The sequence below is a fragment of the Nocardioides guangzhouensis genome (genome assembly GCF_004519545.1).
Taxonomy (GTDB): Bacteria; Actinomycetota; Actinomycetes; order Propionibacteriales; family Nocardioidaceae; genus Nocardioides; species Nocardioides guangzhouensis.
Window position 1 is genome coordinate 1 of record NZ_SDKM01000049.1, and the last position, 26,153, is coordinate 26,153.

Genomic DNA, 26,153 nt, shown 5'->3' on the forward strand with positions numbered 1-26,153 from the left:
GGAGTACCGCACGATGCCGATGGTCTGGTACGTCCCGCCGCTCTCGCCGGTGGTGGACCTGCTCGCCGAGCAGGGCCACGACGCAGAGGACCGGGCCACCCTGTTCGGCGCCATCGACGCGCTGCGGATCCCCGTCGAGTACCTCGCCGAGCTGTTCACCGCCGGCCGCACCGACACGGTCACCGGAGTGCTGCGCAAGCTGGCCGCGATGCGCGCCTACATGCGCGGGGTGACGCTCGGCCGCGAGCCGGACGCCTCGATCCCGGCATCGGTCGGGATGACCGAGGAGTCGATGTACGCGATGTACCGCCTGATGGCGATCGCGAAGTACGACGAGCGCTACGTCATCCCGACGGCACACGTCGAGCGGGCCCACGAGCTCGAGGAGCTCGCCTGCTCGCTGGACTACGACGAGGGCCCGGGGATGTACGAGTCCGGGCCGTTCGGCGAGGCCAGCGGGCAGCCGGCGCCGGTCGCGGTCGAGACCTTCGAGGCGCTGCGCCGCCGCCAGACCGCGGACGAGCCGGCGTCGACCGACGACCTGCGCGGCCGGGTCAACCTGCTCAACTGGGACGGCAACGGCCGGCCGTCCGGCCTGTTCCCGCCACGCAAGGGCGACGCGTCATGAGACGCCGTGCGCCGGACCACCGGGTCGTGCACCAGGTCGCGTCCTGGTGCCTCGACTACCCCGACCAGGGCCTGGTCGATCGGCTGCCCCTGCTGAGGGACGCGCTGGCCGAGGCGCCGGCGTCGCCGTCCGTCGAGGCCCTGCTGAGGCTGGTCGACCACCTCACGAGCCGGCCGCTGGAGGACCTCCAGCGGGAGTACGTCGACACCTTCGACCTGCACCGGCACTGCACGCTCTACCTCTCCTACTGGACCGACGGAGACACCCGCCGGCGCGGCGAGGTGCTGGGCCGCTTCAAGGCGGCGTACCGCGCCAGTGGCTTCCTCGTCGACACCCACGGAGAGCTGCCGGACCACCTGCCGATGGTGCTGGAGTTCGCCGCGGTCGCGGACCCGGTCGCTGGCACCGCGCTGCTGCAGGACTACCGCGCCAGCCTCGAGCTGGTCCGGCTCGCCCTGCTCGACCGCGGATCGCCGTACGCCGACGGGCTGGTCGCCGTGTGCGCCACCCTGCCCGGGGCGTCCCCGTCCGACCGGGCGGCGGCGATGGCGCTGGCCGGTCCGCCGCCCACCGAGCAGGTCGGGCTGGAGCCGTTCGACCCGCGGCTGCTGCCACTGGCCGGGGACGGGGGGCGGGGATGAACACCGTGGACGGAGGCCGCCGTTGAACACCGTGCTCTGGGGCGTGCTGCCCTACCTGATGCTGGTGCTGCTCATCGGCGGCACGGTCTGGCGCTACCGCTACGACAAGTTCGGCTGGACCACGCGTTCCTCGCAGCTCTACGAGTCGCGGCTGCTGCGGATCGGGTCGCCGCTGTTCCACTTCGGCATCCTGCTGGTGCTGGTCGGCCACCTCGGCGGACTGGTGATCCCGGAGTCGTGGACCGAGGCGGTCGGGGTCAGCGAGGGGATGTATCACTTCAACGCGCTGCTGTTCGGTGGCCTGGCCGGGGTCTGCACGCTGGTCGGCATCCTGATCCTGGTCTACCGCCGCCGGCGCACCGGTCCGGTGTTCATGGCCACCACCCGCAACGACAAGGCGATGTACGTCGTGCTGGTGGCGGCGATCGTGCTCGGCCTCTGGACCACGCTGGTCAGCGTCGGGGCCGGCCACGACGCGCACGACTACCGCGAGTCCGTGTCGCCGTGGTTTCGGTCGCTGTTCGTCCTGCAGCCCGACGTGGAGTCGATGGCGGAGGCGCCGGTCCAGTTCCACGTGCACACGCTGATCGGGATGCTGCTGTTCGCGATCTGGCCGTTCACCCGGCTGGTACACGCGTTCACGGCGCCGTTCCACTACCTGTTCCGGCCCTACATCGTCTACCGCAGCCGCGACCGTGCGACCACCGGCAACCGGCCGGTCCGCAGCGGTTGGGGCGGCGTCGGCACGGCCGACCGGGACCGCTGAGCAGGGCGCTGCGAGAGACACGGGAGGAACCATGGAGGCATCGACACCGGCGGCGCAGGTCGACCTGCGGGGGCAGACCCGCAACCTGGCGCTGGCCACACTCGCGTTCGCGATCAGCTTCTGGGCCTGGAACATCATCGCGCCGCTCGGGGTGCGCTACACCGAGCAGCTCGGCCTCAGCAACGGGCAGAAGTCGTTGCTGGTGGCCACGCCCGTGCTCGTGGGCTCGCTCGGCCGGATCGTGGCCGGCGCGCTGACCGACCGGTTCGGCGGGCGGCTGATGTTCCCGGTGCTGATGGTGATCGCCTCGCCGTTCGTGGTGCTGGTCGCGGTCGCCGGGAACCGCGGCTCGTACGGGCTGCTGCTGGTGTTCGGTTTCTTCCTCGGCATCGCCGGCACCACCTTCGCGGTCGGCATCCCGTTCGTGAACGCGTGGTACGAGAAGTCCCGGCGGGGCTTCGCCACCGGCGTCTTCGGGGCCGGCATGGGCGGCACCGCGCTGTCGGCGTTCTTCACCCCGCGCCTGGTCAAGTGGATCGGGTACACCCAGACCCACGTCCTGATCGCCGCGGCGCTGGTCGGCGTGGCCGTGCTGTGCTGGTTCGCCATGCGCAACTCGCCGGCCTGGTCGCCGAGCACGGAGTCGGTCGTGCCCAAGCTCGCGGCCGCGTCGAAGCTCGCGGTCACCTGGCAGATGGCGTTCCTCTACGCCGTCGCCTTCGGCGGGTTCGTCGCCTTCTCGACGTACCTCCCGACCTACCTCAAGGACATCTACGACTTCGACCTGACCGCCGCCGGCACCCGCACCGCGGGCTTCGCGGTGGCCGCGGTGGTGGCCCGCCCGATCGGCGGCACGCTGTCCGACCGGGTCGGGCCGCGGAACGTGGTCGCCACGTCACTGGCCGGCACCGCTGTGATGGCGCTCGTGGTGTCGTTCCAGCCGCCGCTCGAGGTGCCCGCCGGGGCGTCGTTCGTGGTGCTGGCGGCCTTCCTCGGCCTCGGCACCGGCGGCGTGTTCGCCTGGGTGGCCCGGCTGGCCCCGCCGGCCCAGGTCGGCAGCGTCACCGGCATCGTCGGCGCAGCGGGCGGCCTCGGCGGCTTCTTCCCGCCGCTGGTCATGGGTGCGACGTACGAGTGGCTGCTGCCGGGGTACGGCGTGGGCCTGACCCTGCTGGCCGTGGTCGCGGCCGGTGCGCTGGCGTTCACCTTCCTCGGGATCAAGGAGCGCACGACCCGCGAGGCGCCGGCCGGCTAGGACATCGGAGACCGTCCCGTCTGCGGACGTCATGCGACGTGGTCGTCGGGACGACTGTCGGGACGACCCGAGTGGATGACCTTGCGCGTAGCGGACAGGGGCTTGCGCCAGACCGAGACGTGACCTTCGCTGTCGCTGGTGAACGGACTGCCGTCCCAGTCGGCCACGCGCTGCTCCAGCTCGAGACCGGCGAGCCGGGCCATCAGGTCGCACTCGGAGGGCCAGATGTAGCGGAAGCTCCCGGCGCCGTGGTGGACGGACCCGTCGGGCTCGCGGGTGTAGTGGTGGGAGGTGCAGGCCTGGCTGACCAGGTCGAAGGTGTCGAAGCCGAGGTGGCCGTCGCTGACGTCGAACGGCGCGGCGAGCTGCCCGGGGGGAAGCCGGCGCAGCGGCGGCACCCAGAGCTCGATCACGAACCGACCGCCCGGGGCGAGGTGCCGGGCCGCGTTCTGGAAGCAGGCGACCTGCTCGTCCTGGGTGCGCAGGTTCGAGATGCTGTTCCAGACCAGGTAGACCAGCGTGAACTCACCGTCCACGCGGGTGGTGGCCATGTCACCGACCGCCACCGGGAGCGTGGCCTCGTCCACCTTGCGCCGGAGCTGGGCCACCATCGGCGCCGACAGCTCGATCCCGGTGACCGGCACGCCACGGCGCAGCAGCGGGATGCCCACCCGTCCGGTGCCGATCGCCAGCTCCAGCGCCGGGCCGTCGCCGGCGAGCCGGGCCAGGAGGTCGACCGTGGGGTCGAGCACCTCCGGCGTGGACCTCTCCGCTGACGCGTCGTCGTACCGCGCTGCCGTCTCCTCGTCCCAGACCTCGCTGCTCGTCACGGTTCCGACCCTGCCGGACCCCCGGCGGGCACGTCGACCGGTTTTCGGACGGGTGTGGCCCGAACGGGCCATTGTCCCGGTCGGGTTCGGGACCTTGGTCCCTGTCTCCTCCCGCCCGAGCGGGGCAGGGTCGGGGGCACACCAGACGGCCGCTCGTTCACGCATCGAGCGGCCGCCTGTGCGTCCGGACCGGTCTACCCCAGCAGGTCGCGGGCCAGCGCCACGTGGAACTCCACCGACAGCAGCAGGTCGTCGACGTGGACCCGCTCGTCGGCGTTGTGGAAGCCGGCGGCGAGGACCTCGGCGGACGTGGACCGGAACGGGTTGAAGCCGTACGCCGTCGGGGTGCCCGCCTCACGGAGGTAGACCGAGTCCGTGAAGCCGGTGCACAGCATCGGGAGCAGGGTGGCGTCGTCCCCCGAGGCGGCCAGCACGCGTGCCATCGCGTCCATCAGCGTCGAGGACGGGTCCGACGCGCTCCCGGCGACCAGCACCTCCGGCCACTCGAGCTCGTAGGCGACGTCCGACCCGAGCCGGGCCCGGACCTCGCGCTCGACGTCGGCCTCCGTGGTGCCGGGCAGGATCCGGCAGTCGAGCTCGAAGGCGGCCCGGGCGGGCATCACGTTGCGCTTCGGGGACCCGCTCAGCAGCGTGGGCGCCATCGTGGTCCCGGCCAGGGCGGGCAGGGTGTGGGCGAGCACCGGGTGCAGCGCCGCCGCCTGCACCACGTCGGCGGCGAAGTCGGTGACCGGGCGGTCGAGCAGCACCTCGAGGGTGCGGTCCACGAGGGGCGAGGGGGTGTACCGCGGCATGCCGCGGCCGACCCGGCGGAGCAGCTCGCCGAGCAGCGGGACCGCGTTGTCGCCGACGTCCGGCGTGGAGGCGTGCCCGGCCTCGCCGAGCGCCACCACCCGAGCCGGGAACGTGCCCTTCTCGCCGATGCCGACGGTCTGCACCACGCGTCCGTCGCGCAGCGGCAGCCGCTCCCCGCCGCCCTCGTTGAGGACCTGGTCGGGCCGGATGTCGGGGCGCGCATCGAGCAGCCAGCGCATGCCGACGTCGGCCATGCCGTCCTCCTCGTCGGCGACAGCGATCAGCCACAGGTCCCCTCGTGGACGGAAGCCGGACCGGGCCAGGTGGGCCAGCGCCACGGCCCGGGCCGCGACCTCGTTCTTCATGTCGACCGCCCCGCGGCCCCACAGCCAGCCACCCTCGTCCACCACCGCCGCGAACGGCGGGTGGGTCCAGTCGCGCGGGTCGGCCGGGACCACGTCGAGGTGCCCGACGAACGCCAGGGACGGCGCGGACGGGTCCGACCCGGGGATCCGGGCCACCAGGTTCGCCCGGCGCGGGTCACGGGCGACCAGCTCGCAGTCGACCCCGGCGTCGGCGAGCAGGTCGCGGAGGTACGACGCGGGGCCCGTCTCGTCGCCCGGGGGCCGGCCGAGCGCGGTCTCGGGTGCGTTGCTGGTGTCGAACCGGATCAGGGCCCGGGTGACCTCGAGCACCTCGGCGTGCAGCGGGGTCATGCCCGCGCCCCCGGCTGGTCGGCGCGCTGGTCGGAGGACGGGGCGGAGGACGGGTCGGAGGACGGGTCGCGGGACGGGTCGGAGGACTGGTCGCGGGACGGGTCGACGAGCCGGTCGAGCAGCCAGGCGTAGACCTCGGCCTCGTAGGCGAGGTGTCCGAACCGCCCGGACGGGCCGGTGTGGGCCCCCGCCCCGGTCTCCACCCGGAAGAGGCAGCGGGGCGACCACGCGGGGTCGGTCTCGCGCAGCCGGGCCACCCACTTGGCCGGCTCGTGCACCATCACGCGGGGGTCGTGCACGGCGCCGGTGACCAGCAGGTCGGGACGGGAGCCGGCCGGCGGCGGGTTGTCGTACGGGCTGTACGCCAGCATCCAGTCGAAGTCTGCCCGGCGTCGTGGGTCGCCCCACTCGTCCCGCTCGGTGATCGTCAACGGGATGCTCGCGTCGAACATGGTGGTCACGACGTCGACGAACGGCACCTCGGCCACCACCGCACGCCAGCGGTCGGGCCGCTGGCTGAACACCGCGCCCTGGAGCAGTCCGCCGGCCGAGAGGCCTCGGGACGCGATCCTGGCCCCGTCGACGTACCGGCCGGCCAGCGCGTCGGCGACCGCGGCGAAGTCGGTGAACGAGTGCTGCTTGTGCACGAGCCGGCCGTCGAGCCACCAGCGGCGTCCGCCCTCGCCCCCGCCCCGCACATGAGCGTGGGCGAAGACCACGCCGCGGGCGAGCAGGCTCGGCAGGGCCGGGTCCCAGTCCGGCTCGAAGGTGGCCTCGTAGGCGCCGTACCCGTAGAGCAGCAGCGGCGCGGTGCCGTCGAGCGGGGTGTCGCGGTGCCGGACCACGGTGACCGGGACCGACACGCCGCCCGCGGAGGGCACGTCGACGCGAGAGGTCAGGTAGCGCGCCGGGTCGTGGCCCGGGGCCTCCTGGCGGTGCACCTCGGTGGGCGTGCCGGTGGCCAGGTCGACGTCGGACCACACCGCGGGCTGGACGTGCGCGTGGTCGACCACGGTGACCGCGTCGACGTCGTACGACGTGTTGCGGGCCAGCCGCACGGCGCCGCCCGGGAACCGGGTGCGCAGGACCAGCCCCTCGCCGGCCGGGTCGTCGGCGGGCACCAGCCGGAGCCGGTGCTCCGCCTCCGTCCGCAGGCTCAGGACCAGGTGGCCCGCGAAGGCGTCCACCCGCTCGAGGCGCTCGGCCGGGTCCTCGGGCCGGACGGTCCGCCAGACGGTGTGGTCCTGGTCGGCGTCCGGGACCGGTGCCGAGACCAGCCGGAACTCGACCGCGTCGTCGTTGGTGACCAGCAGCAGCGGGCCGCCGCGCAGGTGCTCGGCACGGTAGACCACGCCCGCCCGGCGCCCGCCCACCGACCGCGGCACCGACTCCGGGTCCCGGGCGTCGACCGCCCACACCTCGCCGGTGTCGCGGCTCTCGGAGGTGACCAGCACGACCTCGCCGCTGCGGGCGGTGCGGACGGTGAGAGCGAACCGCTCGTCCGGCTCCTCCAGGACCAGCACGTCGTCGGCCACGGGCGTGCCGACCCGGTGCCGCCAGACCTGGTGCGGCCGGTAGGCCCGGTCGTGGACGGTGTAGAAGAAGAACACCGAGTCGGCGCTCCAGGCACCGCCGTAATAGCTGCGCGGCACCACCTCGTCGAGGTCGGCCCCGGTGCGCAGGTCGCGGAACCGGAGCTCGTAGACCTCCTCGCCGGTCCGGTCCGCCGACCAGGCCAGCAGGTCCTCGTCCGGGCTGACCAGGGTCACCCCGAGCTCGAAGTACGTCGAGTCGCCCGCGAGGGCGGCGACGTCGAGGACCACCTGGGTACCGCCGATTCCGTCGTGATTTGCGGTTCGATGTGGCGGTTTCTGTTGCAAATCGGTCTCATTGCCATGGATTTCCCTAAGAACATCGGCGTAGTCACTCCCGCTCGCGGCCCTCGTGTAGTAGGAAAACCTCGAACGGCGCCACCGCGGCGACGTGTCGGCCCGGGGGAGCCGCGCGACCATCTCCGACCGCAGGGTCGAGACCAGGGAGTGCAGATGAGCACACGCAGAGTCGTAGAAGGCCCGCTCGGCCCCGAGGTGCCCCAGGAGGCCGGCACCGCCCGCCGACATCCAGTGGTAGGGGTCCGGACGGGACACCCCGTGCTCGGTGTGCTCGAAGGGCTCGCGGGCCGCGCTCGGCGGCTGGGTCGGCGTCACGGCTCGCAACGTACTGCAGCACGGCTCGCCGGCGCTGGTGCGCTGCTGCTGGCGTGCCTCACCCCGGCAGTCGGATTGGGGGGCGGTGCGACGGCACCCGCCGCCGCCGCCGACAAGACCACGTTCACCGTCGGCATGATCAACGAGGTCGACTCCTTCAGCCCGTTCCTGGGCATCGAGGCGACGTCGTACGAGGCGTGGGCCCTGACCTACGACTTCATGGTCGGCTACGCCATGGAGGACATGTCCCCGGCGCCCGCACTGGCCAAGGAGTGGACCACGTCGGACGACGGGCTGACGTGGACCTTCGACATCCGCGACGACGTGACGTGGTCGGACGGCAAGCCGCTCACGGCACGTGACATCGCCTACACCTACAACCGCGTCCTCGACGGCGGTCCCGAGGCCGTGACGTGGAGCTCCTACCTCAAGGGCGTCACCAAGGTCACCGCCCCGGACGCGACCCACGTCGTGCTGACCGTCGGCAAGCCGAACGCCGTCCTGCCGCTGCTGCCGATCCCGATCATCCCGGAGCACGTCTGGAAGGACGTCAGCGAGAAGCAGGTGAAGACCTACCCCGCGGAGCCGACGGACGGGCAGCCGGTCGTCGGGTCGGGCCCGTTCCAGCTCGCCGAGGGCACGGCGGGCGGATCGACCTACCGGTTCGTGGCCAACAAGAACTACTGGGCGGGACCGCCCCACGTCGACGAGGTCGTGATCCGGGTCTTCAAGAACGAGGACACGATGGTGCAGGCGCTGATCAAGGGTGAGATCGACTTCGCCGAGGACATCTCGCCGCTGCAGGTCAAGGCGCTGAAGGACGAGGAGGGGATCACCGCGCAGAACGGCGAGTCGCCCAGCTTCGACGAGATCGCGTTCAACTCGGGGTCCGTCGACACCGAGACCGGGAAGCCGATCGGGGACCCGAACCCGGCGGTGCTCGACCCCAAGTTCCGGCACGCTCTCGGCTACGCGCTCGACCTCGACCAGATCGTGCGCAAGGTCTACCAGGGCGCTGCGCTGCCCGGCGACACGATCATCCCGCCGGCCTACCCCGACTACCGCTGGGAACCCGGGGACGAGGCCTTCACCTTCGACCTCGAGAAGGCCGGTCAGCTGCTCGACGAGGCCGGCTACAAGAAGGGCTCCGACGGGCTGCGCACGATGCCGGACGGCAAGCCCATCGGCACCCTGCGCCTCGCGGCCCGCACCGACGCCTCTCTCGACGCCTCCGTCAACACGATGGAGTACTTCAAGGAGTGGCTGGCCGACCTCGGCATCAAGGCCGAGGTGCAGGCCTTCGAGTCGAACCGGCTCACCGAGATCATCCTGGACGGCAACTTCGACGCCTTCCAGTGGAACTGGTACGTCGAGCCCGACCCGGACTCGATGCTCAGCAACATGACCTGCGACCAGCGCGGCGGCTGGTCCGACTCGTGGTACTGCAACGACCGCTACGACGCGCTCTACGAGCAGCAGCACAACGAGATGGACCAGGCCGCGCGTGAGGACCAGGTCAAGGAGATGCAGCGGATCCTGTTCGAGGACTCGCCGTACCTGGTCACGGCGTACACCGCCATCGGTGAGGCCGTGCGGACCGACAAGTTCGCCTGCTTCCAGTCGCAGCCCGACCCGGGTGGCGTGTGGCTCGTGCAGTACGGCGGGCACAACTACTCCTCGGTCCGCCCGGCCAGCCAGGCCGGCGACTGCGACGGGGTGGAGAGCGCCCTGAAACCGACGTCGGCAGCCGAGGACAGCGGTGCGAGCAACGGATTCTGGATCGGCGTCGGTGCGGCCGCCGTCGTCCTGATCGGCGTCGGGGGAGTGGTGATGCTGCGCCGCCGGGCCACCGTCGGTGAGCGCGAGTGAGCCTGGCGACCACCCCCACCACCGCGGTCGACAGCGCGGAGCCGCGGCCCCGGCGGCGGGGCTACGGACGCTATGTCCTGTCCAAGGTGGCCGGGGCGGTCGGGAGCCTGCTGTTCATGCTGGTGGTGAGCTTCTTCCTGTTCCGGGTGCTGCCGGGCGACCCGGCGCGCACCCTGGGACGGGGGCGGTTCACCAACCCCGAGCAGATCGAGGAGTTCAACCGCACCTACGGGCTGAACGAGTCGCTGCCGCGGCAGTTCCTCACCTACCTGCAGAACACCTTCTCCGGTGACCTCGGTATCTCCCTGAAGTACCGGGTCCCGGTGTCCGACCTCCTCCTGGACCGGATGTGGCCGACGCTGCTGCTCGTCGGCACCTCCACGATCCTTGCCACCGTGATCGGGGTGTGGCTCGGCATCCGGGGTGCCTGGAACCGCGGCTCGACCTTCGACAAGGCGTCGACGGGTGCGTCCCTCACCCTCTACTCCATGCCGGAGTGGTGGCTGGGGCTCCTGCTCATCGCGGTCTTCGCGGTCGGCTGGGGCCCGATCCCCGGGATCTTCCCGACGGGCGGGCTGCACTCGACCGACGTCGATCCCAGCTCCCTCGCCGGGGTCCTGGACACGGCGTGGCACCTGACCCTGCCGGTGATCACGTTGACGCTGGCCTACCTGGCCGACTACGCGCTGATCATGCGCAGCTCCCTGCTCGACGAGCTCGGTGAGGACTACCTGACCACGGCCCGCGCCAAGGGCCTGCGCGACATCGTGGTCCGCAACCGGCACGCCGTTCCCAACGCGCTGCTGCCGACCACGACGGTGATCGCGCTGAGCATGGGCTTCATCGTCTCCGGGGCGATCACGGTCGAGACCGTGTTCTCCATCCCGGGGCTGGGCCTGCTCGGGGTCGAGGCGCTCGAGGTGCCGGACTACTGGGTGCTGCAGGGCACCTTCCTGGTCGCGGCAGCTGGCGTGATCCTCGCCAACCTCGCCGCCAACCTGCTGTACGGCATCCTCGACCCGCGGGTGCGCACGTGAGCGCCGCCGGGGGCGACGGGGGCGGCGGGGCGCTCCGCCCGCCGGCCACGTTGTCAGCCCGGCAGCTGGCGCGCCGCCGGCGCCGCGACGCGCTCGGCCGCAACTGGCGCATCTTCCGGGGCAACCGCTCGGGCCTGCTCGGCCTGGCCATCCTGGCGAGCTTCGTGCTCGTCGCGATCGCCGCACCCCTGCTCGCCTCGCCGGAGGGTCTCGACGTCACCAAGGCGACCGGCGGCGTGCTGGAGCCGCCGTCCTCGGAGTACTGGCTGGGCACCGACGACCAGGGCCGCTCGGTGCTCACCCTGCTGATCTGGGGTGCCCGGATCTCGCTGTTCGTCGGTCTCGCCGCGACCCTCATCTCGATGGTCATCGGCACGCTGGTCGGGCTGACGTCTGGCTACTTCGGCGGCTGGGCCGGGGGGGCGCTGTTCCGGGTCACCGAGTGGTTCCTCGCCATTCCGTTCCTGCCGTTCGCGATCGTGCTGGCGACGGTGCTGGGGCGGTCGCTGCTGAACATCATCATCGTGATCGGCGTGACGTCGTGGCCCAGCACGGCGCTACTGATCCGCAGCCAGACGCTGTCGATCAAGGAGCGGCCGTACCTCGAGCGGGCCCGGGTGCTCGGTGCCGGACGCTGGCACCAGATGAGCAGGCACGTGCTCCCCAATCTGATGCCCATGGTGTTCGCCAACACGACTCTGACGGTGGCGATCGCGATCCTGACCGAGACGACGCTGAGCTTCCTCGGTCTCGGGGACCCGACCAGGGTCTCCTGGGGGTCGATGCTGGACGACGCGTTCGCGGTGGGCGCGATCACGACCGGGGCCTGGTGGTTCATCGTGCCGCCCGGCGTGTGCGTGGTCCTGGTCGTGCTCGCCTTCACCCTGATCGGCCAGGCGCTCGAGGAAGTCCTGAACCCCCGCCTGAAGGACCGCTGATGCCCGACCTGCTCACCATGCGCGACGTCTCGGTGACCTACCGCACCGAGGGTGGCGACGTACCCGCGGTCCGCGGGGTCGACCTGGCCCTCTCCAGGGGCGAGATCGTGGGGCTCGCCGGGGAGTCGGGCTGCGGCAAGTCCACCCTGGCCAGCACGATCCTGCGGCTCCAGCCCCCGAGCGCGACGGTCACCGGGCAGGTGCTCTTCGAGGGCGAGGACGTCCTGACCATGAGCTGGGGTGACCTGCGTGCCCTGCGCTGGGCGGGGGCCTCGATGGTGTTCCAGGGCGCGCTGCACTCGCTGAACCCCGTCCGGCGGATCGGCGACCAGATCGCGGAGCCGATCCGGGTGCACAGCCCGGAGACCCCGGACCGCGAGGTGGAGGCGCGGGTCGGCGAGCTGCTGGAGCAGGTCGGCCTTCCGCCCACGCGCGCCCGCGCCTACCCGCACCAGCTCTCAGGAGGGCAGCGCCAGCGCGTGATGATCGCGATGGCGCTGGCCTGTCGCCCCCGACTGATCGTGGCGGACGAGCCGACCACCGCGCTGGACGTGATGGTGCAGGCCCAGGTGCTGGACGTACTCTCGGCTCTGGTGCACGAGCTGGGGGTCGGCATGCTGATGATCAGTCACGACCTGTCCGTGCTGGCCGACCTGTGCGACCGGATCGTGGTCATGTACGGCGGTCGCGTGGTCGAGACCGGCCCGGCCGAGGGGGTCTTCGGGGGCGCCCTGCACCCGTACGCCGGTGCGCTGTCCGCGGCGTTCCCGCGGGTGGGGGACCCGCGCGCCCGGTTCGCGCCCTCGGGGCTCCCCGGTGACCCGCCCGACCCAGCCCAGCTGCCCCCGGGCTGCGCGTTCGCCCCGCGGTGCCCGCGCGCGATCGAGGAGTGCACCCGGGCAGTGCCCGAGCTCCGGTCCTTCGGTGCGGACCGGTCGGCCGCCTGCATCCGGGTGGCGTCGTGACCGGGCTGCTGCTCCAGGCGCGCGGCGTCCGTGTCGACTTCGTCACCCGGGGCGGTGAGGTGGCCCGGGCCCTCGACGGGGCCGACCTGCGGGTCGGTGCCGGAGAGGTCGTGGCGCTGGTGGGGGAGTCCGGGTCGGGCAAGACCACCCTGGCCCGCGTGCTGGTCGGCCTGCAGCAGCCCGACAGCGGCGACGTGCTCCTCGACGGCACCCCGCTGGGCCGACGTCCCCGCGACCTGAAGCCGTTCCGGCGACGGGTGCAGATGGTGCTGCAGGACCCGGCGGGAGCGCTGAACCCCCGGCAGACGGTCTACGACTCGGTCGCCGAGGGGCTGCGCCTGCACGGCCTCTCCACCCGCGACCCCGACGGCCGCTCCGAGGAGAGGCAGGTCGCGGACGCGCTCGCCAGTGCCGGGCTGCGGCCGCCGGAGCGGCTGTTCCTGCGCTACCCCCACGAGCTCTCCGGCGGGCAGCGGCAGCGGGTCCTCATCGCCGGTGCCCTCGCGCTGCGGCCGGAGCTGCTGATCGCCGACGAGCCGGTCTCGAGCCTGGACGCCTCGATCCGCGGCGAGATCCTCGCGCTGCTGCTCAAGCTCCGGTCCGACCTCGGGCTCGGCGTCCTCGTGGTCACCCACGACCTCGGCCTGGCCTGGAACATCGCGGACCGCACCGCGGTGATGTACCTCGGCCGGATCGTCGAGGCCGGGCCGACCGAGGACGTGCTCGCCGACCCCCAGCACCCGTACACGCGGGCCCTGCTCTCGGTGGTCCCGGAGATGGAGGGGCTGGAGGCGGTCGTGCTCGAGGGCGAGATCCCCGACCCGACCCGGATCCCGGCCGGCTGCCGGTTCCACCCGCGCTGCCCGGCGCTCGCGTCCGGAGAGGCCGCCGAGGCAGGCGTCGACGACGACTGCCGGCGCACCCCGCTCGCGGTGCTCCCCGACCACCGCGGCCACAACGTCGCCTGCCACCTGGTGGCGGCCCGGATCCCGGCCAGGGACGGGCAGTGACCAGCGGGTCGGGCGGCCTGGAGGCCGCGCTCCCGCGTGAGATGTACGTCGACCCCGCGACCTTCGCCGTCGAGCGGGACCGGGTGCTGTACGGCGAGTGGTTCTGCGTCGGGCGCCTGTCCGACCTCGGGCTCCACGAGCCGCGCCGGGTCGCGGTGGTGGACGTGGTCGGCGAGTCGGTGCTGGTCACCAGCGACGAGCAGGGCGCCCTGCACGCGGCGTACAACGTCTGCCGGCACCGGGGCTCCCAGCTGTTCATGGCCGAGCCCGGCGCCGAGCCGACCTGCGCGGCGGCCGGCTCGCTGCGCTGCCCCTACCACTCCTGGACCTACGGGCTCGACGGCTCGCTGCTGCGCGCCCCGCACGCCGACCTCGAGGAGACCGACCGCCCGGCGTTCGCGCTGAAGCCCGTGGCAGTGGACGAATGGGCCGGCTTCGTGTTCGTGCACCTGGGCACCCCGGCGACGACGCTCGCGGAGGCGGTGGCGCGGCCGACGCTGACCCTCGCGAACTACGCGATGGGGGACCTGGTCAGCGGGCTGCGCTTCACCTACGAGGTGGCGGCCAACTACAAGGTCGTCGCCGAGAACTACAACGAGTGCTACCACTGCGGGCCGGTGCACCCCGAGCTCACCCGGCTGGTGCCGGCGTTCGGGGCCGGCGGCACGGACATCGACTGGGACAACGGGGTGCCACACCGCGAGGGCGCCTGGACGTTCACGATGACCGGCACCACCACCCGGGCTCCGCTGCCGGCGCTCGACGAGGCCGAGCAGACCCGGCACAAGGGCGAGCTCGTGCACCCCAACCTGATGCTGTCGGCGTCGGCCGACCACGTGGCGGCGTTCGTGCTGCTGCCGCAGTCGGTCGACCGCACCCGGATCGAGTGCCTGCTGCTGTTCCATTCGTCTGCGGTGGCCGATCCCGGCTTCGACCCGTCGGACGCCGGCGACCTGTGGGACCTGGTCAACAAGCAGGACTGGGCGATCTGCGAGTCCGTGCAGCGCGGCATGTCGTCGCGGTCCTACACGCACGGCTGGTTCGCGCCGATGGAGGACGACTCCGCCGACATCCGCCGGTGGCTGCTGCCCAGGTTGGACGGCGAGGCCGGTGGTTTCGAGGCTCAGGTGCAGGGCGCCGTCGCACCTCGACCACCGGAGTCCTCCGATGACTGAGCGCCACGACTTCGTCGTCGTCGGCCTCGGCGCCCTCGGCTCGGCGACCGCGCACCAGCTGGCCCGCCGGCGGCACTCGGTGCTGGGGCTGGAGCGGTTCGAGCTCGGCCACCACCGCGGTGCCAGCCACGACACCAGCCGGATCCTGCGGCACAGCTACCACACACCGGAGTACGTCCGGCTCACCCGGGACGCGTACGACGACTGGGCGCGGCTGTCGTCCGCGGCCGGCCGCGAGCTGGTCACCGTGGTCGGCGGACTCGACCTGTTCCCGGCCGACCCGGCGATCCCGATGGTCGACTACACCGACTCCCTGACCGAGGTCGGCATCGACTTCGACCTGCTCGACGTGGACGCGATCGGCGAGCGGTGGCCGCAGTTCGCGCTGCCCGCCGGCACCGTGGGCCTCTACCAGCGGCGCGGGGCGATCGTGCCGGCCGGACCGGGCACCGCGGTCCTCCAGGACCTCGCGCGCCGGCACGGTGCGGTGCTCCGGGACCACGCCGAGGTCACCGCCGTCACCGGCACCTCGGTCACGCTGGCCGACGGCACGACGTACGCCGCGGGCGGCGTGGTGCTGTGCGCGGACGCGTGGACCGACCGGCTGCTGGCGCCGCTCGGCATCGACCTGCCCCTCACCGTCACGCTGGAGCAGGCGACGTACTTCGCGCCCGAACGGCCGGAGGACTTCGCCCCGGAGCGGATGCCGCTGTGGATCTGGATGGACGAGCCGTCCTTCTACGGCTTCCCCTGCTACGGCGAGCCGACCGTCAAGGCGGCCCAGGACTGCGGCGGCCCGGCGGTCGACCCCGACGCCCGGGGCACCGACCCCGACCCCACGATGCTCGACCTGCTCGCCGGGCACGTGGGCCGGATGCTGCCCGGAGCCGGCCGGCCGGTGCGGTCGCTGCGCTGCCAGTACACCCTGACCCCCGACCGGGACTTCGTGATGGACCGGGTGCCCGGGCACCCGTCGCTGGTGGTCGGCCTCGGCGCCGGGCACGGGTTCAAGTTCGCCCCCACCTTCGGGCGGCTGCTCGCCGACCTGGCGACGGGGGAGCGGGACACCGTCTCGCCGACGTTCGCGCTCGACCGGCCGGCGCTGACCGACCCGTCGTACGCCGTGCACTGGCTGGTCTGACTGCCCGCCCCCACCGCCCGCTGCCAGATCCGGATAGTCCCAAACGTTCGAGGGCCCGACACACCGGTGCCGACCCCTCGAAGGTTTGGGAGTATCCGGGCAGTCAGACGCGGGCCAGTACGGCGGCCAGGGGATCGGGCGCCCGGTCCGGCTCGAGAGCGTCGACCAGCAGCCCGGCGTACCGCGCCTTGCGGCCGGACTTCGAGCCGAGGAACCGCCGGACCAGCTGGGTGCGGGTCCAGCCCTGCTGGGCCGGCATCTGGGCGAGGAGCCGCAGCGACCGCAGCTCCCCGGCCGCCTCGATGACCGCCTCGACGGCGTCGATCCCGAGCGCCCGGATCAGCTCGTCCTCCAGGTCCGCCGAGCAGCGGTGGAAGCCCAGCGCCGCCAGGCCGTCCGGCTCGAGCGCGAAGCCCAGCCCGGCGGCCGCCAGACCGTGCCGCACCTTGTCCTCCTCGCCGGCGTCGTAGAGCCCGGCCAGCCGGAGCCCCATCCCCTGCGGCCCGTACCGCTGCGCGAACGCCCGGGTGTTGGTGATCCCGCCCATCGGCACCACCTCGACGCCCTCGGCGGCGAGGTCCCGCCCACCGCGCACCGCGAGCGTGTGCAGGGCCACCCGGTCGCTGTGCCCCTCGACGAGGACGACGGTGCGGGGTGTGGACACCCGACCATCAGAGTGGGTGGCCGGTCCGCCGGTCAACGGGTTTCGGCCCCCTCGGCCTGCACCCGGGGCGGCAGCGACTCCTGCCAGGTCCGGGTGGAGACCACCTCGGCGTCGCGGGTCGCCACCGTCTCGATCGCCACCTCCACCCCGGTGCCGGTGATCGCCACGTCCATCGTCGAGCGCACCTGCACCGTCGCCTCCGGCCAGGCCAGGTCGAAGGTGGTGACGGCGTGCGCGTGCTGGGCGAAGGTACGCCGGTCGACGGAGACCTCGCCGTAGTAGTCCTCGCGGACCCGCCCGTCGTACGGCGCGTCGTACTCCGAGACCGTGTGCGTGCGGGCGTACGTCGTGCGGCGCAGCACGTCGTCGCGGATCTCCCAGGTGGTGTCGCCGACCTCCTCCGAGCTGTGCTCCGCGCCCGCGGTGAACGTGGGTGCCGGGAAGTCGCCGACCAGCTCGGGCAGCTCGACCTCGCCGGCGTGCACGGTGAGGGTCACGGGCGCCGGCGGGGCGACGGTGTTCGGCCAGTCCGAGCCGGCCACGCTGACCCGCAACCGGTGGCCGGGGACCCAGGCGTAGGCACAGGCATCGAGGTCGAGCTCGACGTCGTACTCCCGGCCCGGCTCGAGCGGCACCGGGGCCCCGTGGACGCCGTCGCGGAACGCGAGGTCGACGGTGCCCCGGGCGACCAGTGCCGAGGTGCCGTCGGGGAAGACGTCGCAGAGCTTGACCGAGAGGGACGCGGTCGGGGCGTCCGCGCTGACCCGCAGCCGCACGCGCGGCTGGCCGACCACCGGGCCCTCCGGCGGCTCCGCGTGCCAGGTCAGCGAGCGGGCGTCGTCGAGCCGCTGGTCGCCGGACTGGCCCCAGGGCAGGTGGCCGGCGCAGTCGATCCAGGCGGTCGTGCCGGTGTCGGGCGCCACGGCCAGGGAACGCGGACCGGCGAGGTCGACCAGGGCCGGGCCGGTGGGCGGCACGGACGGCAGCCGCACCCACCGGCCCTCGTGCAGGTCGAGGTCGGGCTCGGGACGCGTGGAGGAGCGGACGAAGACGTCGCAGTGCGAGTCGTAGGACCGGTCGTCGGGCCCGTCGCGCAGCCAGCGGTCGAACCACGCCGCCATCTCGACGTCGAGGTCGATCCGCGGGCCGGGCATCGCGGTGCGCGGGTCGGCGTGTGCCCAGGGCCCGGCGAGCAACCGGTGCGGAACGTCGTGGGCAGCGAGCGCGGCGACGGTCCGGAAGGAGTTGTTGCGGTAGCCGTCGGCCCAGCCGGCGACCAGCATGGTCGGGACCGTCAACCGCTCGTAGCCGGCGCCGTCGGCCCCGAGCCGCACCGACCCGCCCTGCCAGTAGGCGCCGTGCCGGTCCTCGCGCAGCCACCGCAGCACCCACGGCTCGTTGGTGTCGAGGCGGCGCTTCCACTCCTCGGCCCAGCCCTCGCCCCAGACCGCGGGCACCGGCGGCAGCACGCACATCGGGGTCATGTAGTGGCAGTAGTCGACCAGGTCGACCAGCTTGAGCGCCGCCCCCCGCCAGTGCACGTCGTCGGTCCACCGGTCGTCACTGGCGTAGATCGCGAACACCGCACCGAGCTCCGGGGCGTCCTCGCAGGCGACCTGCAGCGAGTTGAACCCGGAGTACGACGTCCCGAACATGCCGACCCGGCCGTTGCACCACTCCTGCCCGGCCAGCCAGGCGACCACCTCGACCAGGTCCGTCTGCTCCTCGGGCGGGTACTCGTCGGTGGCGTCCCCGGAGGAGGAACCGGTGCCCCGGAGGTCGAGCCGGCAGACGGCGAACCCGAACCGGTCCCGCAGCACCTCGTAGCCGGGTGCGTACGACGAGGTGAGGTCGTCCTTGCGGTACGGCAGCGCCTCGAGCAGGCACGGTTGCGGCCCGGCGGCCGGGTCGGGCAGGTAGAGCGTGGCCGCCAGCGTGACCCCGTCCCGGACCGGGATCCCCACCTCGCGGGCGGTCATCGTCCCGCTCGCAGCAGGGCGAGCACCTCGGGGGAGTGCAGCGACTCGCTCATGTTGCCGTCCCGGCCGACCGTGGTGGCCGCGGTGAGCATGGAGTTCAGGACCGCCTCCTCGGCGGCCTCGACCACCGCCGGGAACAGCGGGTCGAGCCCTCGTCCGGTCAGCGGTACGCCGTCCGGTCGCTGGTCGCGGTCGAGCCGCAGCCCCGTGCCGAAGCCGAGGAAGATCTCGCCACTGCCGTGGTGGGCGACCGAGCCGGCCCGGCCCAGGCCGAGGCCGATCCGCCGGGCCAGGCGAGCACACGAGGCGCCGTCCACCGGTGCGTCGGTGACCACCAGCCCGATGCAGGAGCCGGCCGGCGTCGGCGGCTCGGCGGGGGCCGGCGGCAGCATCCGGCCGATGGGGACGCCCGCCACGGTCAGCTGCTCGCGGACGCCGAAGTTGGTCAGCAGCAGCACCGCCACGGTGTGACCGTCGTCCGTCGTTCGGGAGGCGGTGCCGATGCCGCCCTTGAAGCCGAGGCAGGACATCCCGGTCCCGGCCCCGACCGCCCCTTCCCCGGGCGGGGTCGCGCCGCCCCGGGACGCGAGGGCCGCCGCGTGGGCGGTGCGCACGTCGAGGGTGGTGACGTGCATCCGGCGGCAGTCGTTGAGCCAGGAGTCGTCACACTCGCCGACGACCGGGATCACCACCTCGGTGGCGACCTCGGGGTGGGCGTCGAGGGCGATCTCGCAGGCGGCGTCGTACACGCGCCCGAGCTGGAGGGTCGAGGTGAGGTACACCGGCGTCTCCGCCGCCGCCCACTCGGTCGCGGTGAGGAACCCGGTGCACTCGCCGGCGCCGTTGAGCACCGCGCCGCCGGCGGGCACCGGCCGGAGGTACGCGTCCTCCGCGAGCACCAGGCAGCTGACCCCGGTGCGGGCCACGAGCGGGTCGTCGCGGTGGACGGTGGCATGGCCGAGCCCGACCCCGGCCACGTCCAGCACCGAGTTGGTCGGTCCGGTGGGCAGCGCCCCGATCTCGATCCCCAGGTCACGTGCGCGTGGCATGGGCTCATCCTGCCGGAGGTCGGCCGGTCGGGGTGGGATGCTGGCGCCGTGCTCACGCCCGTGGTCTGGTCGCCCGAGACGCGACGTCACCTGCCCCGTCACGAGGTCTGGGTCGGCGTGCCGACCCCGGGCACCGAGGTCCCCGAACGGGTGGACGTCATCCTCGACGCGCTGGCCGGGCACCCGCTCCAGGAGGCGGCACCCCACGACGACACGGTGCTCGAGCGGATCCACGACGGCGCCCTGCTCGGGTTCCTCCGCACGGCGGCCGATAAGTGGGCCGCGGCGCCGTACGAGGAGCTGGTTGGGCAGGACCGGGTGGTGCCCTACTTCTTCCCGACCGCGGCGCTGCTCGCCGGGATGGAGCCGTCGCCGCCGGCGGCTCTGCACGCGCGGGCGGGGCAGTTCTGCTACGACACGATGACGCTGCTCGGGCCCGGCACCTGGCAGGCGGCCCGGGCCGCCGTCGACGTCGCGCTGACCGCGGTCGACCTGCTCGCGGCGGGTGCCCCGTCGGCGTACGCGCTGTGCCGGCCGCCCGGGCACCACGTCACCCCCCTCGGTTACGGCGGTTCGTGCTACCTCAACAACGCGGCCGTGGCCGCCGAGGCGCTGCGGGACGCGGGACACGAGCGGGTGGCGGTCGTGGACGTCGACGCCCACCACGGCAACGGGACCCAGGCCGTCTTCTGGGAGCGACCCGACGTGCTCTACGGCTCCCTGCACGTCGACCCGGCCGCCGGGTGGTTCCCGCACCTGTTCGGCCACGCCGGCGAGACCGGCTCCGGCGCCGGGGCCGGCGCCACCCGCAACCTGCCGCTGGCCGAGGGGACCGGTGACGGGCCCTGGGTGGAGGCGGTGGCCGACCTGGCCGACTGGGTGGCCGACGCCGGGTGCACCGCCCTGGTGGTCTCGCTCGGCGTGGACGCCGCCGGCGACGACCCCGAGAGCCCGCTCCAGGTCACGGCCGAGGGGTTCCGGGAGGCCGGCCGCGAGCTCGGCGGCCTCGGGCTCCCGTCCGTGCTCGTGCAGGAAGGCGGCTACCACCTGGCCACGATGGGTGGACTGGTCGCCGCCTTCCTGGCCGGCCACGCGGACCCCTGAGCGGCGCTCAGCCGATGTCGCGTCCCCGGTAGACCAGCCAGCCAGCCGTCGCCAGGACCGCGGCAAGCAGGGTCAGGACGAGCGCCGGGTCCGGGTCGAAGGACGCCAGCGGCATCATCGGCGCGTGGTGGTACGGCGACAGCTCGAGGACCCAGTCCGGGAGACCGAGCAGCTCGGCGACCGTGTCGAGGGTGACGCTGACGACCACCAGTCCCCAGCCGAGCAGCGCCCACTGGCTGCGCCAGGCGAAGAGCGCCAGGGCGCCGGCCACCACCACCCACACGGCCGGCGCCTGGGACAGCGGCGAGGCGACCAGCCCCGCGAACGAGTGGTCCGTGTCGTTCCCCACCCCGACCGCCAGGCCGACCCCGGTGACGAGGAGCAGCCAGGTCGCGCCGCCGACCGCCACGATGCCCGCGGCCAGGAACGTCCGCGAGCGGGACGTCGCCGTCGCGAGGACCTCCTCCGTGCGGCCGTCGTGCTCGTCGTTCCCGGCGTGCCCCACGACCGCCACGCCGAAGCAGGTCACCACCACGGCGAGGACCGAGACCACGGCGCTCAGCAACGTGTCGCGGAAGGCGCCCGCGCCGCCGACCCGCTCCAGCATGTCGCGGATCGCGGGGGAGTCGAACGCGTCGAAGCTCGGCGCGATCGCCCCGAACACGAGGCCGCACAGGGCGACCGCCAGTGTCCAGACCACGGTCATCGGCGCGTGCAGGCGCAGGCTCAGGGTGATCGCGTCCGCGAGCCGCGGCGAGCCCGTCGCCGGACCCGGGCGGGGCTGGACGACCCCGGAGCCGAGGTCGCGGTGCCGCCGGAGCGCCTGCGCACCGGCGACCAGCAGTGCCGTGAGCCCGAGGTGGAGGAGGAGCACCCACCAGCGGGTGTCGCCGTACGCGCGCAGTCGCGTGTTCCAGCCGAACGGCGACAGCCAGCTCAGCCACGGGGCGTCGGTGGTGTCCCCGACCGCGCGCAGCACGAACAGCGCGCCGATCCCGGCCGCGGCGAGGGCGGCGCACGAGCGGGCGCTGGCCGAGACCTGGCAGGCCAGCGCGGTCAGGCCGGTGGCCACCAGGCCGGTGCCTGCCCACGACGCCCCGAACGCGACGGACCCGGCGAGCGGCAGCCCGCCGGCGACGTTGGCCAGGGCCACCAGCACGCCCAGCAGCAGGGAGACGGCACCGCCGAACACCACCGCCGCGTCGAGCGGTGCGCCAGCCGAGACCGCGGTGGCGCCCACGAGCTCCGCCTGGCCGTTCTCCTCGTCGCCGCGGGTGTGGCGGCGTACGACGAACAGCAGCATCACCGCGACCAGGACGGCGTAGGTCACGGTCAGCTTCGTCATCGCCAGCTCGCCGGTGCTGTGCACGTCGAGGATCGGTCCGTAGAGCGCCACGATCCCCGGGCTGGCGTTGATCGCCTTCGCAGCGTCCACGCGTTCGGCCTCGGTGGTGTAGAGGCTGGTGGTCGACGCCGCCGAGGCGAAGCAGACCAGGACGAGCACGGCGAGCCACACCGGCACGAGCACGCGGTCGCGCCGCGCGGCCAGCCGCACCAGGAGCGCCGTACCGGACCCTCCCGGGTGCAGGGCGACCGCGACCGTCATCGCCGCACTCCGTCCGGTGAGGTGCGGTAGACGTCGAGGAAGAGCTCCTCGAGGGTCGGCGGGGTGCTGCTCAGCGAGCGGACGCCCGCCGCGGTCAGTGCCTGCAGCACGGTGAGCATGGCGTCGGGCTCCACCGTGCACGTGAGGGTGTCGCCCTCCACCGCGAGGTTGTGCACGCCGGGAACCGTGGCGAGGTCGGGGACCGGTCCGGGGAGCTGGGCGCGGACCCGGGTCCGCCGCAGGTGCCGCAGCTCCTCCAGCGACCCGGTCTCGACCGCCCGGCCGTCGCGGATGATGGTGACCCGGTCCGCGAGCCGCTCGACCTCGCTCAGGATGTGGCTGGAGAGCAGGATCGTGGCGCCCTCGGCCACCTTCTCGGCGACGCACTCGTTGAACACCTGCTCCATCAGCGGGTCCAGGCCGGTGGTCGGCTCGTCCAGCGCCAGCAGCTCGACGGGTGCCGCGAAGGCCGCCACCAGGGCGACCTTCTGGCGGTTGCCCTTGGAGTAGGCACGTCCGCGCTTCGTGGGGTCGAGCCGGAACCGCTCGACCAGCTCCGCCCGCCGGGAGATCCGTGGGTCCGCGCCGCGCATCCGCAGCAGGAGGTCGACGGTCTCGCCGCCGCTCAGGTTGGGCCACAGCGCGACGTCGCCGGGCACGTAGGCGATCCGGCGGTGCAGCGGTACGGCGTCGCGCCACGGGTCCATGCCGAAGATGGACGCGACGCCGGCGTCGACCCGGATCAGCCCGAGCAGCGCCCGGAGGGTGGTCGACTTGCCGGCGCCGTTCGGCCCGAGGAAGCCGTGCACCTCGCCGCGCTCCGCGCGCAGGTCGAGGCCGTCCAGCGCCCGGGTGCTCCCGAAGGTCTTGACCAGGCCCTCGACGGTGATCGCACGCTCGCCCATGCTGCCAACGTACGCGCGACCCGTCCCGTCCGGGCCGGTCCGTTCGTCCCGTCCCTGGAGGACCGGAAGGCCCGTCCGCAGCTGACGGGGACGGGCCTCCCGGTTGGCTCAGCGCTCGACGTAGAAGAGCCGCTTGTTGAGGAACTCGTCGATGCCGAGCGGCCCCAGCTCCCGCCCGAAGCCGGAGCGCTTGGTGCCGCCGAAGGGCACGTCGGCGCCCTCGCCGGCCGGGGTGTTGACGTTGGCCATGCCGACGTCCAGCTGCTCCGCCACCGCGCGGGCGCGGTCCTCGTCGCCGCTGAAGACGGCGCCGCCGAGGCCGTAGTCGACGACGTTGGCGAGCTCGACCGCCTCCTGGTCGCTGGAGACCTTGTAGACCACCGCGACCGGCCCGAACAGCTCCTCCCGGTAGGCACGCATCTCCGGCGTCACGCCGGTGAGCACGGCCGGGCTGTAGAACGCGCCCGCGCCGTCGGCGAGCTCGCCGCCCACGTGCAGCACGGCGCCCTTGTCGACCGCGTCCTGGACCTGGGCGCGCAGCCCCTCGGCTGCCTTCCGCGACGCCATCGGGCTGTACGCCGCGTCCCCGTCGTCCTGACCCTTCCGCGGGACCATCTCCCCGGCCCGTTTCACCAGCGACGCCACGAAGTCGTCGTACACGCGGTCCATCACGATCATCCGCTTGTTGGAGTTGCAGGCCTGCCCCATGTTCTCCATCCGGGTCGCCCACGCGGTGTCGACGGCGGTCTCGACGTCGTCGGTGTCGAGGATGATGTAGGGGTCCGAGCCGCCGAGCTCGAGCACCACCTTCTTGAGGTTGCGGCCCGCCGCCTCGGCGACCGCCGTACCGGCCCGCTCCGAGCCGGTGAGCGAGACCGCGCGCACCCGCGGGTCCGCGATCATCGAGGCCACCTGCTCGTGGGTGGCGTAGAGGTTGGTGTAGACGCCCTTCGGGACACCCGCGTCGTCCATGATCTTCGCGATCGCGGCGGCGGAGCGTGGGCAGTTCTCGGCGTGCTTGAGCAGCACCGGGTTGCCGGCCACCAGGTTCGGGCCGACGAACCGGGCCACCTGGTAGTAGGGGTAGTTCCACGGCATGATCCCCAGCACCGGCCCGATCGGCAGCCGCTGGATCTTCGCCTTGCCCTCGTGGCCGGGGAGGTCGGTCGACGCGAGCAGCGCCGGCCCCTGGTCCGCGTAGTAGTCGAAGATGTCCTTGCAGAACTCGGCCTCACCGCTGCCCGACGACAGCCGCTTGCCCATCTCCTCCAGGATGATCACGCCGAGCTCCTCGGCGCGCTCGGCGAACAGGTCGGCGACCCGCTTGACGATCGCCGCCCGCTCCTCGATGGGCGTCGCCTTCCACGTGGCGAACGCCGTGCTCGCGTCGGCGAGCGCCTGCTCGACCTCCTCGTCGGTCGCGAACGGGAAGGTCTCCATCACCTCGCCGGTGGCCGGGTCGGTCACCTGGTACGTCGGCGTGGTGGTCGTCTGGACGGTCATCGGTGCGCCTTTCTCGTGGTTCCCTCGGGTCGGCTCTCACTCTGCCCGAAGAGCGGCGTCCGCGCATCGCCCGGTGACGCATCGGATGTCCGGCCGGGCCATCCCGAACGGGCGCGTCAGACCAGCCCGCAGGAGTCATTGACCCATCTTCTCCGGCGGTCCTTCGATGGAGGTCTCCGACCAAGAGGAGGCCCAGATGGCCAAGTACCTGCTCAAGGTGTCGTACTCGGTGGACGGACTGAAGGGTGTCATGAAGGGTGGCGGGACGGCGCGTGTGAAGGCCGTGGAGACGGCGCTCGCGGGCGTCGGTGGATCGCTCGAGTCGTTCTACTTCGCGTTCGGCGGCGACGACGTCTACGTCATCGCCGAGGTGCCGGACCACACCGCAGCGATCGCGATGGCCGCGGCTGTCGGCACCTCGGGGGCGGTCAGCAGCTACGAGACCGTGGTCCTGCTGTCGCCGTCCGATGTCGACAAGGCGATGGAGGTGGCCGTGAACTACGCCCCGCCCGGGACGTAGCCCGCGACGGTACGACACGTTGCCCCGGGTCCGGGTGGATCCGGGGCTTCACCCTGTCATCACCCTCACCCGCGCGGACGGTCCGGACGACCAGACCACCGGCTCGACGCGGAATTGACCGGGCCGGAACGGGTACCTGACGACGCACGCGTCCGAGGAGGAAGTCACATGGTGCTCGACCTGCGCAGCCTCAGCCAGTGGGTGCTGACCCTGCTGATCCGGGGCGCTCGCCGTCCGCATCCTTCGTCGGGTCGCCCCCGGCCACGCGGCTGACCAGGCGGGCGAGGTCCGAGCCCGCGACCACGTCGCGAAGCTCGGCGACTCGATGCCGCACCAGCGGCACGGTCCGGTCCTGATTGACGTCCTGGCCCGGCTGCGCCTCACTCCCGACGGTGGTCCCGGCACCGGCCCCTGACCGGCTTCCGGCGTTAGTGGCCACCGTCAGCCGTCGTCCAGGTCGGTGCGGAGGTCGCGGAGGATGCGGGTGAGGGTGCGGGAGACCTGCATCTGGGTGACGCCGATGTCGTCGCCGATCTCTTGCTGGGTGCGGTCCTCGCAGTAGCGCAGGTAGAGGATGCGGCGGTCGCGGTCGCTGAGCTTGCGGAGGGCGGGGGCGAGCAGGAGCCGGGCTTCGCTGGCGTGGGCGTCGGTGTCGTCGTCGGGGAGGAGGTCGGAGAGGTGGGAGGCGCCGTCGGCGTTGACGGGTTGGTCGAGGGAGGTGGGGGAGAAGGACCCGTAGGCGGAGCCGGCGTCGGCGACCTCGTGGGGGGTGACGTCGAGCTCCTCGGCGAGCTCCTGGCCGTTGGGTTCGCGGCCGAGGTCTTGGGAGAGC

The 26,153-nt window shown here is 73.0% G+C and carries 22 protein-coding genes and 1 pseudogene; 13 read left to right on the forward strand and 10 right to left on the reverse strand.

All coding sequences use genetic code 11. The features are described 5' to 3' along the window. The 4 genes and pseudogenes from narY to EKO23_RS21965 form a co-directional block, all read left to right on the forward strand. Nucleotides 1–628: pseudogene (gene narY / locus EKO23_RS21950) on the forward strand (nitrate reductase subunit beta); the annotation flags it as partial. Continuing rightward, on the forward strand, nucleotides 625–1,269 hold the full coding sequence (narJ, locus tag EKO23_RS21955; protein WP_134720623.1) for a nitrate reductase molybdenum cofactor assembly chaperone: 645 nt from the start codon (nucleotides 625–627) through the stop codon (nucleotides 1,267–1,269). The pseudogene narY and the gene narJ, both read left to right, overlap by 4 nt. A gap of 22 nt (nucleotides 1,270–1,291) precedes the next feature. Continuing rightward, nucleotides 1,292–2,035, forward strand: a complete 744-nt coding sequence (gene narI / locus EKO23_RS21960) for a respiratory nitrate reductase subunit gamma (RefSeq protein WP_134720624.1) — start codon at nucleotides 1,292–1,294, stop codon at nucleotides 2,033–2,035. A gap of 31 nt (nucleotides 2,036–2,066) precedes the next feature. Next, nucleotides 2,067–3,290, forward strand: coding sequence for an MFS transporter (locus EKO23_RS21965; protein WP_134720625.1), 1,224 nt, complete (start codon nucleotides 2,067–2,069; stop codon nucleotides 3,288–3,290). 29 nt (nucleotides 3,291–3,319) lie between these two features. Here the strand turns inward: EKO23_RS21965 and EKO23_RS21970 are convergent, their stop codons facing one another. From EKO23_RS21970 to EKO23_RS21980, 3 genes are all read right to left on the reverse strand, one after another. Further along, a complete protein-coding gene (locus EKO23_RS21970) occupies nucleotides 3,320–4,120 on the reverse strand; it encodes a class I SAM-dependent DNA methyltransferase (protein WP_134720626.1) in 801 nt (266 codons plus the stop codon). Between the two features lie 194 nt (nucleotides 4,121–4,314). Next, nucleotides 4,315–5,649, reverse strand: coding sequence for a M20/M25/M40 family metallo-hydrolase (locus EKO23_RS21975; protein ID WP_134720627.1), 1,335 nt, complete (start codon nucleotides 5,647–5,649; stop codon nucleotides 4,315–4,317). Continuing rightward, nucleotides 5,646–7,796: a prolyl oligopeptidase family serine peptidase gene (locus tag EKO23_RS21980; RefSeq protein ID WP_246051238.1), complete on the reverse strand. Its 2,151-nt coding sequence runs from the start codon at nucleotides 7,794–7,796 to the stop codon at nucleotides 5,646–5,648. The genes EKO23_RS21975 and EKO23_RS21980 overlap by 4 nt, the downstream gene beginning before the upstream one ends. Between EKO23_RS21980 and EKO23_RS21985 the strand changes: the two genes are divergently transcribed. From EKO23_RS21985 to EKO23_RS22015, 7 genes are read left to right on the forward strand one after another with little or no spacing between them, the layout of a single operon-like run. Continuing rightward, complete coding sequence (locus EKO23_RS21985) at nucleotides 7,695–9,725, forward strand: ABC transporter substrate-binding protein (protein WP_246051239.1); 2,031 nt, start codon at nucleotides 7,695–7,697, stop codon at nucleotides 9,723–9,725. The two genes, EKO23_RS21980 and EKO23_RS21985, sit on opposite strands and share 102 nt — an antisense overlap. After that, entirely contained in the window at nucleotides 9,722–10,762 is a 1,041-nt protein-coding gene (locus tag EKO23_RS21990) for an ABC transporter permease (RefSeq protein WP_134720630.1), read from the forward strand. The genes EKO23_RS21985 and EKO23_RS21990 overlap by 4 nt, the downstream gene beginning before the upstream one ends. Then, the gene (locus tag EKO23_RS21995; protein ID WP_134720631.1) at nucleotides 10,759–11,700 is read left to right on the forward strand and encodes an ABC transporter permease; all 942 of its coding nucleotides are present in this window, start codon (nucleotides 10,759–10,761) and stop codon (nucleotides 11,698–11,700) included. The genes EKO23_RS21990 and EKO23_RS21995 overlap by 4 nt, the downstream gene beginning before the upstream one ends. After that, complete coding sequence (locus EKO23_RS22000) at nucleotides 11,700–12,665, forward strand: ABC transporter ATP-binding protein (RefSeq protein ID WP_134720632.1); 966 nt, start codon at nucleotides 11,700–11,702, stop codon at nucleotides 12,663–12,665. Before EKO23_RS21995 ends, EKO23_RS22000 begins: the two co-directional genes overlap by 1 nt. Beyond that, nucleotides 12,662–13,675: an ABC transporter ATP-binding protein gene (locus EKO23_RS22005; RefSeq protein ID WP_246051240.1), complete on the forward strand. Its 1,014-nt coding sequence runs from the start codon at nucleotides 12,662–12,664 to the stop codon at nucleotides 13,673–13,675. The genes EKO23_RS22000 and EKO23_RS22005 overlap by 4 nt, the downstream gene beginning before the upstream one ends. After that, complete coding sequence (locus tag EKO23_RS22010) at nucleotides 13,672–14,850, forward strand: aromatic ring-hydroxylating oxygenase subunit alpha (RefSeq protein WP_217702754.1); 1,179 nt, start codon at nucleotides 13,672–13,674, stop codon at nucleotides 14,848–14,850. Before EKO23_RS22005 ends, EKO23_RS22010 begins: the two co-directional genes overlap by 4 nt. Next, the gene (locus EKO23_RS22015) at nucleotides 14,843–15,991 is read left to right on the forward strand and encodes an FAD-dependent oxidoreductase (protein ID WP_134720633.1); all 1,149 of its coding nucleotides are present in this window, start codon (nucleotides 14,843–14,845) and stop codon (nucleotides 15,989–15,991) included. The genes EKO23_RS22010 and EKO23_RS22015 overlap by 8 nt, the downstream gene beginning before the upstream one ends. A 103-nt stretch (nucleotides 15,992–16,094) precedes the next feature. Here the strand turns inward: EKO23_RS22015 and EKO23_RS22020 are convergent, their stop codons facing one another. From EKO23_RS22020 to EKO23_RS22030, 3 genes are read right to left on the reverse strand one after another with little or no spacing between them, the layout of a single operon-like run. Continuing rightward, the gene (locus tag EKO23_RS22020; RefSeq protein WP_134720634.1) at nucleotides 16,095–16,655 is read right to left on the reverse strand and encodes a TOPRIM nucleotidyl transferase/hydrolase domain-containing protein; all 561 of its coding nucleotides are present in this window, start codon (nucleotides 16,653–16,655) and stop codon (nucleotides 16,095–16,097) included. A gap of 32 nt (nucleotides 16,656–16,687) precedes the next feature. Further along, complete coding sequence (locus EKO23_RS22025; protein ID WP_134720635.1) at nucleotides 16,688–18,634, reverse strand: CocE/NonD family hydrolase; 1,947 nt, start codon at nucleotides 18,632–18,634, stop codon at nucleotides 16,688–16,690. After that, nucleotides 18,631–19,683 (reverse strand): P1 family peptidase, encoded by a 1,053-nt coding sequence (locus tag EKO23_RS22030; protein WP_134720636.1) that lies wholly within the window; start codon nucleotides 19,681–19,683, stop codon nucleotides 18,631–18,633. The genes EKO23_RS22025 and EKO23_RS22030 overlap by 4 nt, the downstream gene beginning before the upstream one ends. A gap of 48 nt (nucleotides 19,684–19,731) precedes the next feature. On the opposite strand from EKO23_RS22030, the gene EKO23_RS22035 reads away from it, so the two are divergent. After that, nucleotides 19,732–20,787 (forward strand): histone deacetylase family protein, encoded by a 1,056-nt coding sequence (locus EKO23_RS22035; RefSeq protein WP_167880596.1) that lies wholly within the window; start codon nucleotides 19,732–19,734, stop codon nucleotides 20,785–20,787. A 7-nt stretch (nucleotides 20,788–20,794) separates the two neighbouring features. Here the strand turns inward: EKO23_RS22035 and EKO23_RS22040 are convergent, their stop codons facing one another. The 3 genes from EKO23_RS22040 to EKO23_RS22050 all read right to left on the reverse strand — a co-directional run bounded on the left by EKO23_RS22040 (nucleotide 20,795) and on the right by EKO23_RS22050 (nucleotide 24,801). Beyond that, on the reverse strand, nucleotides 20,795–22,393 hold the full coding sequence (locus EKO23_RS22040; RefSeq protein WP_134720638.1) for an ABC transporter permease: 1,599 nt from the start codon (nucleotides 22,391–22,393) through the stop codon (nucleotides 20,795–20,797). After that, nucleotides 22,390–23,298: an ABC transporter ATP-binding protein gene (locus EKO23_RS22045; RefSeq protein WP_134720639.1), complete on the reverse strand. Its 909-nt coding sequence runs from the start codon at nucleotides 23,296–23,298 to the stop codon at nucleotides 22,390–22,392. Before EKO23_RS22045 ends, EKO23_RS22040 begins: the two co-directional genes overlap by 4 nt. A 108-nt stretch (nucleotides 23,299–23,406) precedes the next feature. Beyond that, complete coding sequence (locus tag EKO23_RS22050) at nucleotides 23,407–24,801, reverse strand: NAD-dependent succinate-semialdehyde dehydrogenase (RefSeq protein WP_134720640.1); 1,395 nt, start codon at nucleotides 24,799–24,801, stop codon at nucleotides 23,407–23,409. Between the two features lie 196 nt (nucleotides 24,802–24,997). On the opposite strand from EKO23_RS22050, the gene EKO23_RS22055 reads away from it, so the two are divergent. Beyond that, nucleotides 24,998–25,321: a GYD domain-containing protein gene (locus tag EKO23_RS22055; protein ID WP_134720641.1), complete on the forward strand. Its 324-nt coding sequence runs from the start codon at nucleotides 24,998–25,000 to the stop codon at nucleotides 25,319–25,321. 441 nt (nucleotides 25,322–25,762) lie between these two features. Here the strand turns inward: EKO23_RS22055 and EKO23_RS22060 are convergent. Further along, a partial coding sequence (locus EKO23_RS22060; protein WP_134720642.1) for a sigma-70 family RNA polymerase sigma factor occupies nucleotides 25,763–26,153 on the reverse strand: 391 nt, incomplete at its 5' end.

Coding starts and splice junctions, on each gene's coding strand:
- narJ (WP_134720623.1), top strand. CDS start 625: ATGAGACGCCGTGCGCCGGACCACCGGGTCGTGCACCAGGTCGCGTCC.
- EKO23_RS21965 (WP_134720625.1), top strand. CDS start 2,067: ATGGAGGCATCGACACCGGCGGCGCAGGTCGACCTGCGGGGGCAGACC.
- EKO23_RS21975 (WP_134720627.1), bottom strand. CDS start 5,649: ATGACCCCGCTGCACGCCGAGGTGCTCGAGGTCACCCGGGCCCTGATC.
- EKO23_RS21985 (WP_246051239.1), top strand. CDS start 7,695: ATGAGCACACGCAGAGTCGTAGAAGGCCCGCTCGGCCCCGAGGTGCCC.
- EKO23_RS22000 (WP_134720632.1), top strand. CDS start 11,700: ATGCCCGACCTGCTCACCATGCGCGACGTCTCGGTGACCTACCGCACC.
- EKO23_RS22015 (WP_134720633.1), top strand. CDS start 14,843: ATGACTGAGCGCCACGACTTCGTCGTCGTCGGCCTCGGCGCCCTCGGC.
- EKO23_RS22025 (WP_134720635.1), bottom strand. CDS start 18,634: ATGACCGCCCGCGAGGTGGGGATCCCGGTCCGGGACGGGGTCACGCTG.
- EKO23_RS22030 (WP_134720636.1), bottom strand. CDS start 19,683: ATGCCACGCGCACGTGACCTGGGGATCGAGATCGGGGCGCTGCCCACC.
- EKO23_RS22040 (WP_134720638.1), bottom strand. CDS start 22,393: ATGACGGTCGCGGTCGCCCTGCACCCGGGAGGGTCCGGTACGGCGCTC.
- EKO23_RS22045 (WP_134720639.1), bottom strand. CDS start 23,298: ATGGGCGAGCGTGCGATCACCGTCGAGGGCCTGGTCAAGACCTTCGGG.
- EKO23_RS22050 (WP_134720640.1), bottom strand. CDS start 24,801: ATGACCGTCCAGACGACCACCACGCCGACGTACCAGGTGACCGACCCG.
- EKO23_RS22055 (WP_134720641.1), top strand. CDS start 24,998: ATGGCCAAGTACCTGCTCAAGGTGTCGTACTCGGTGGACGGACTGAAG.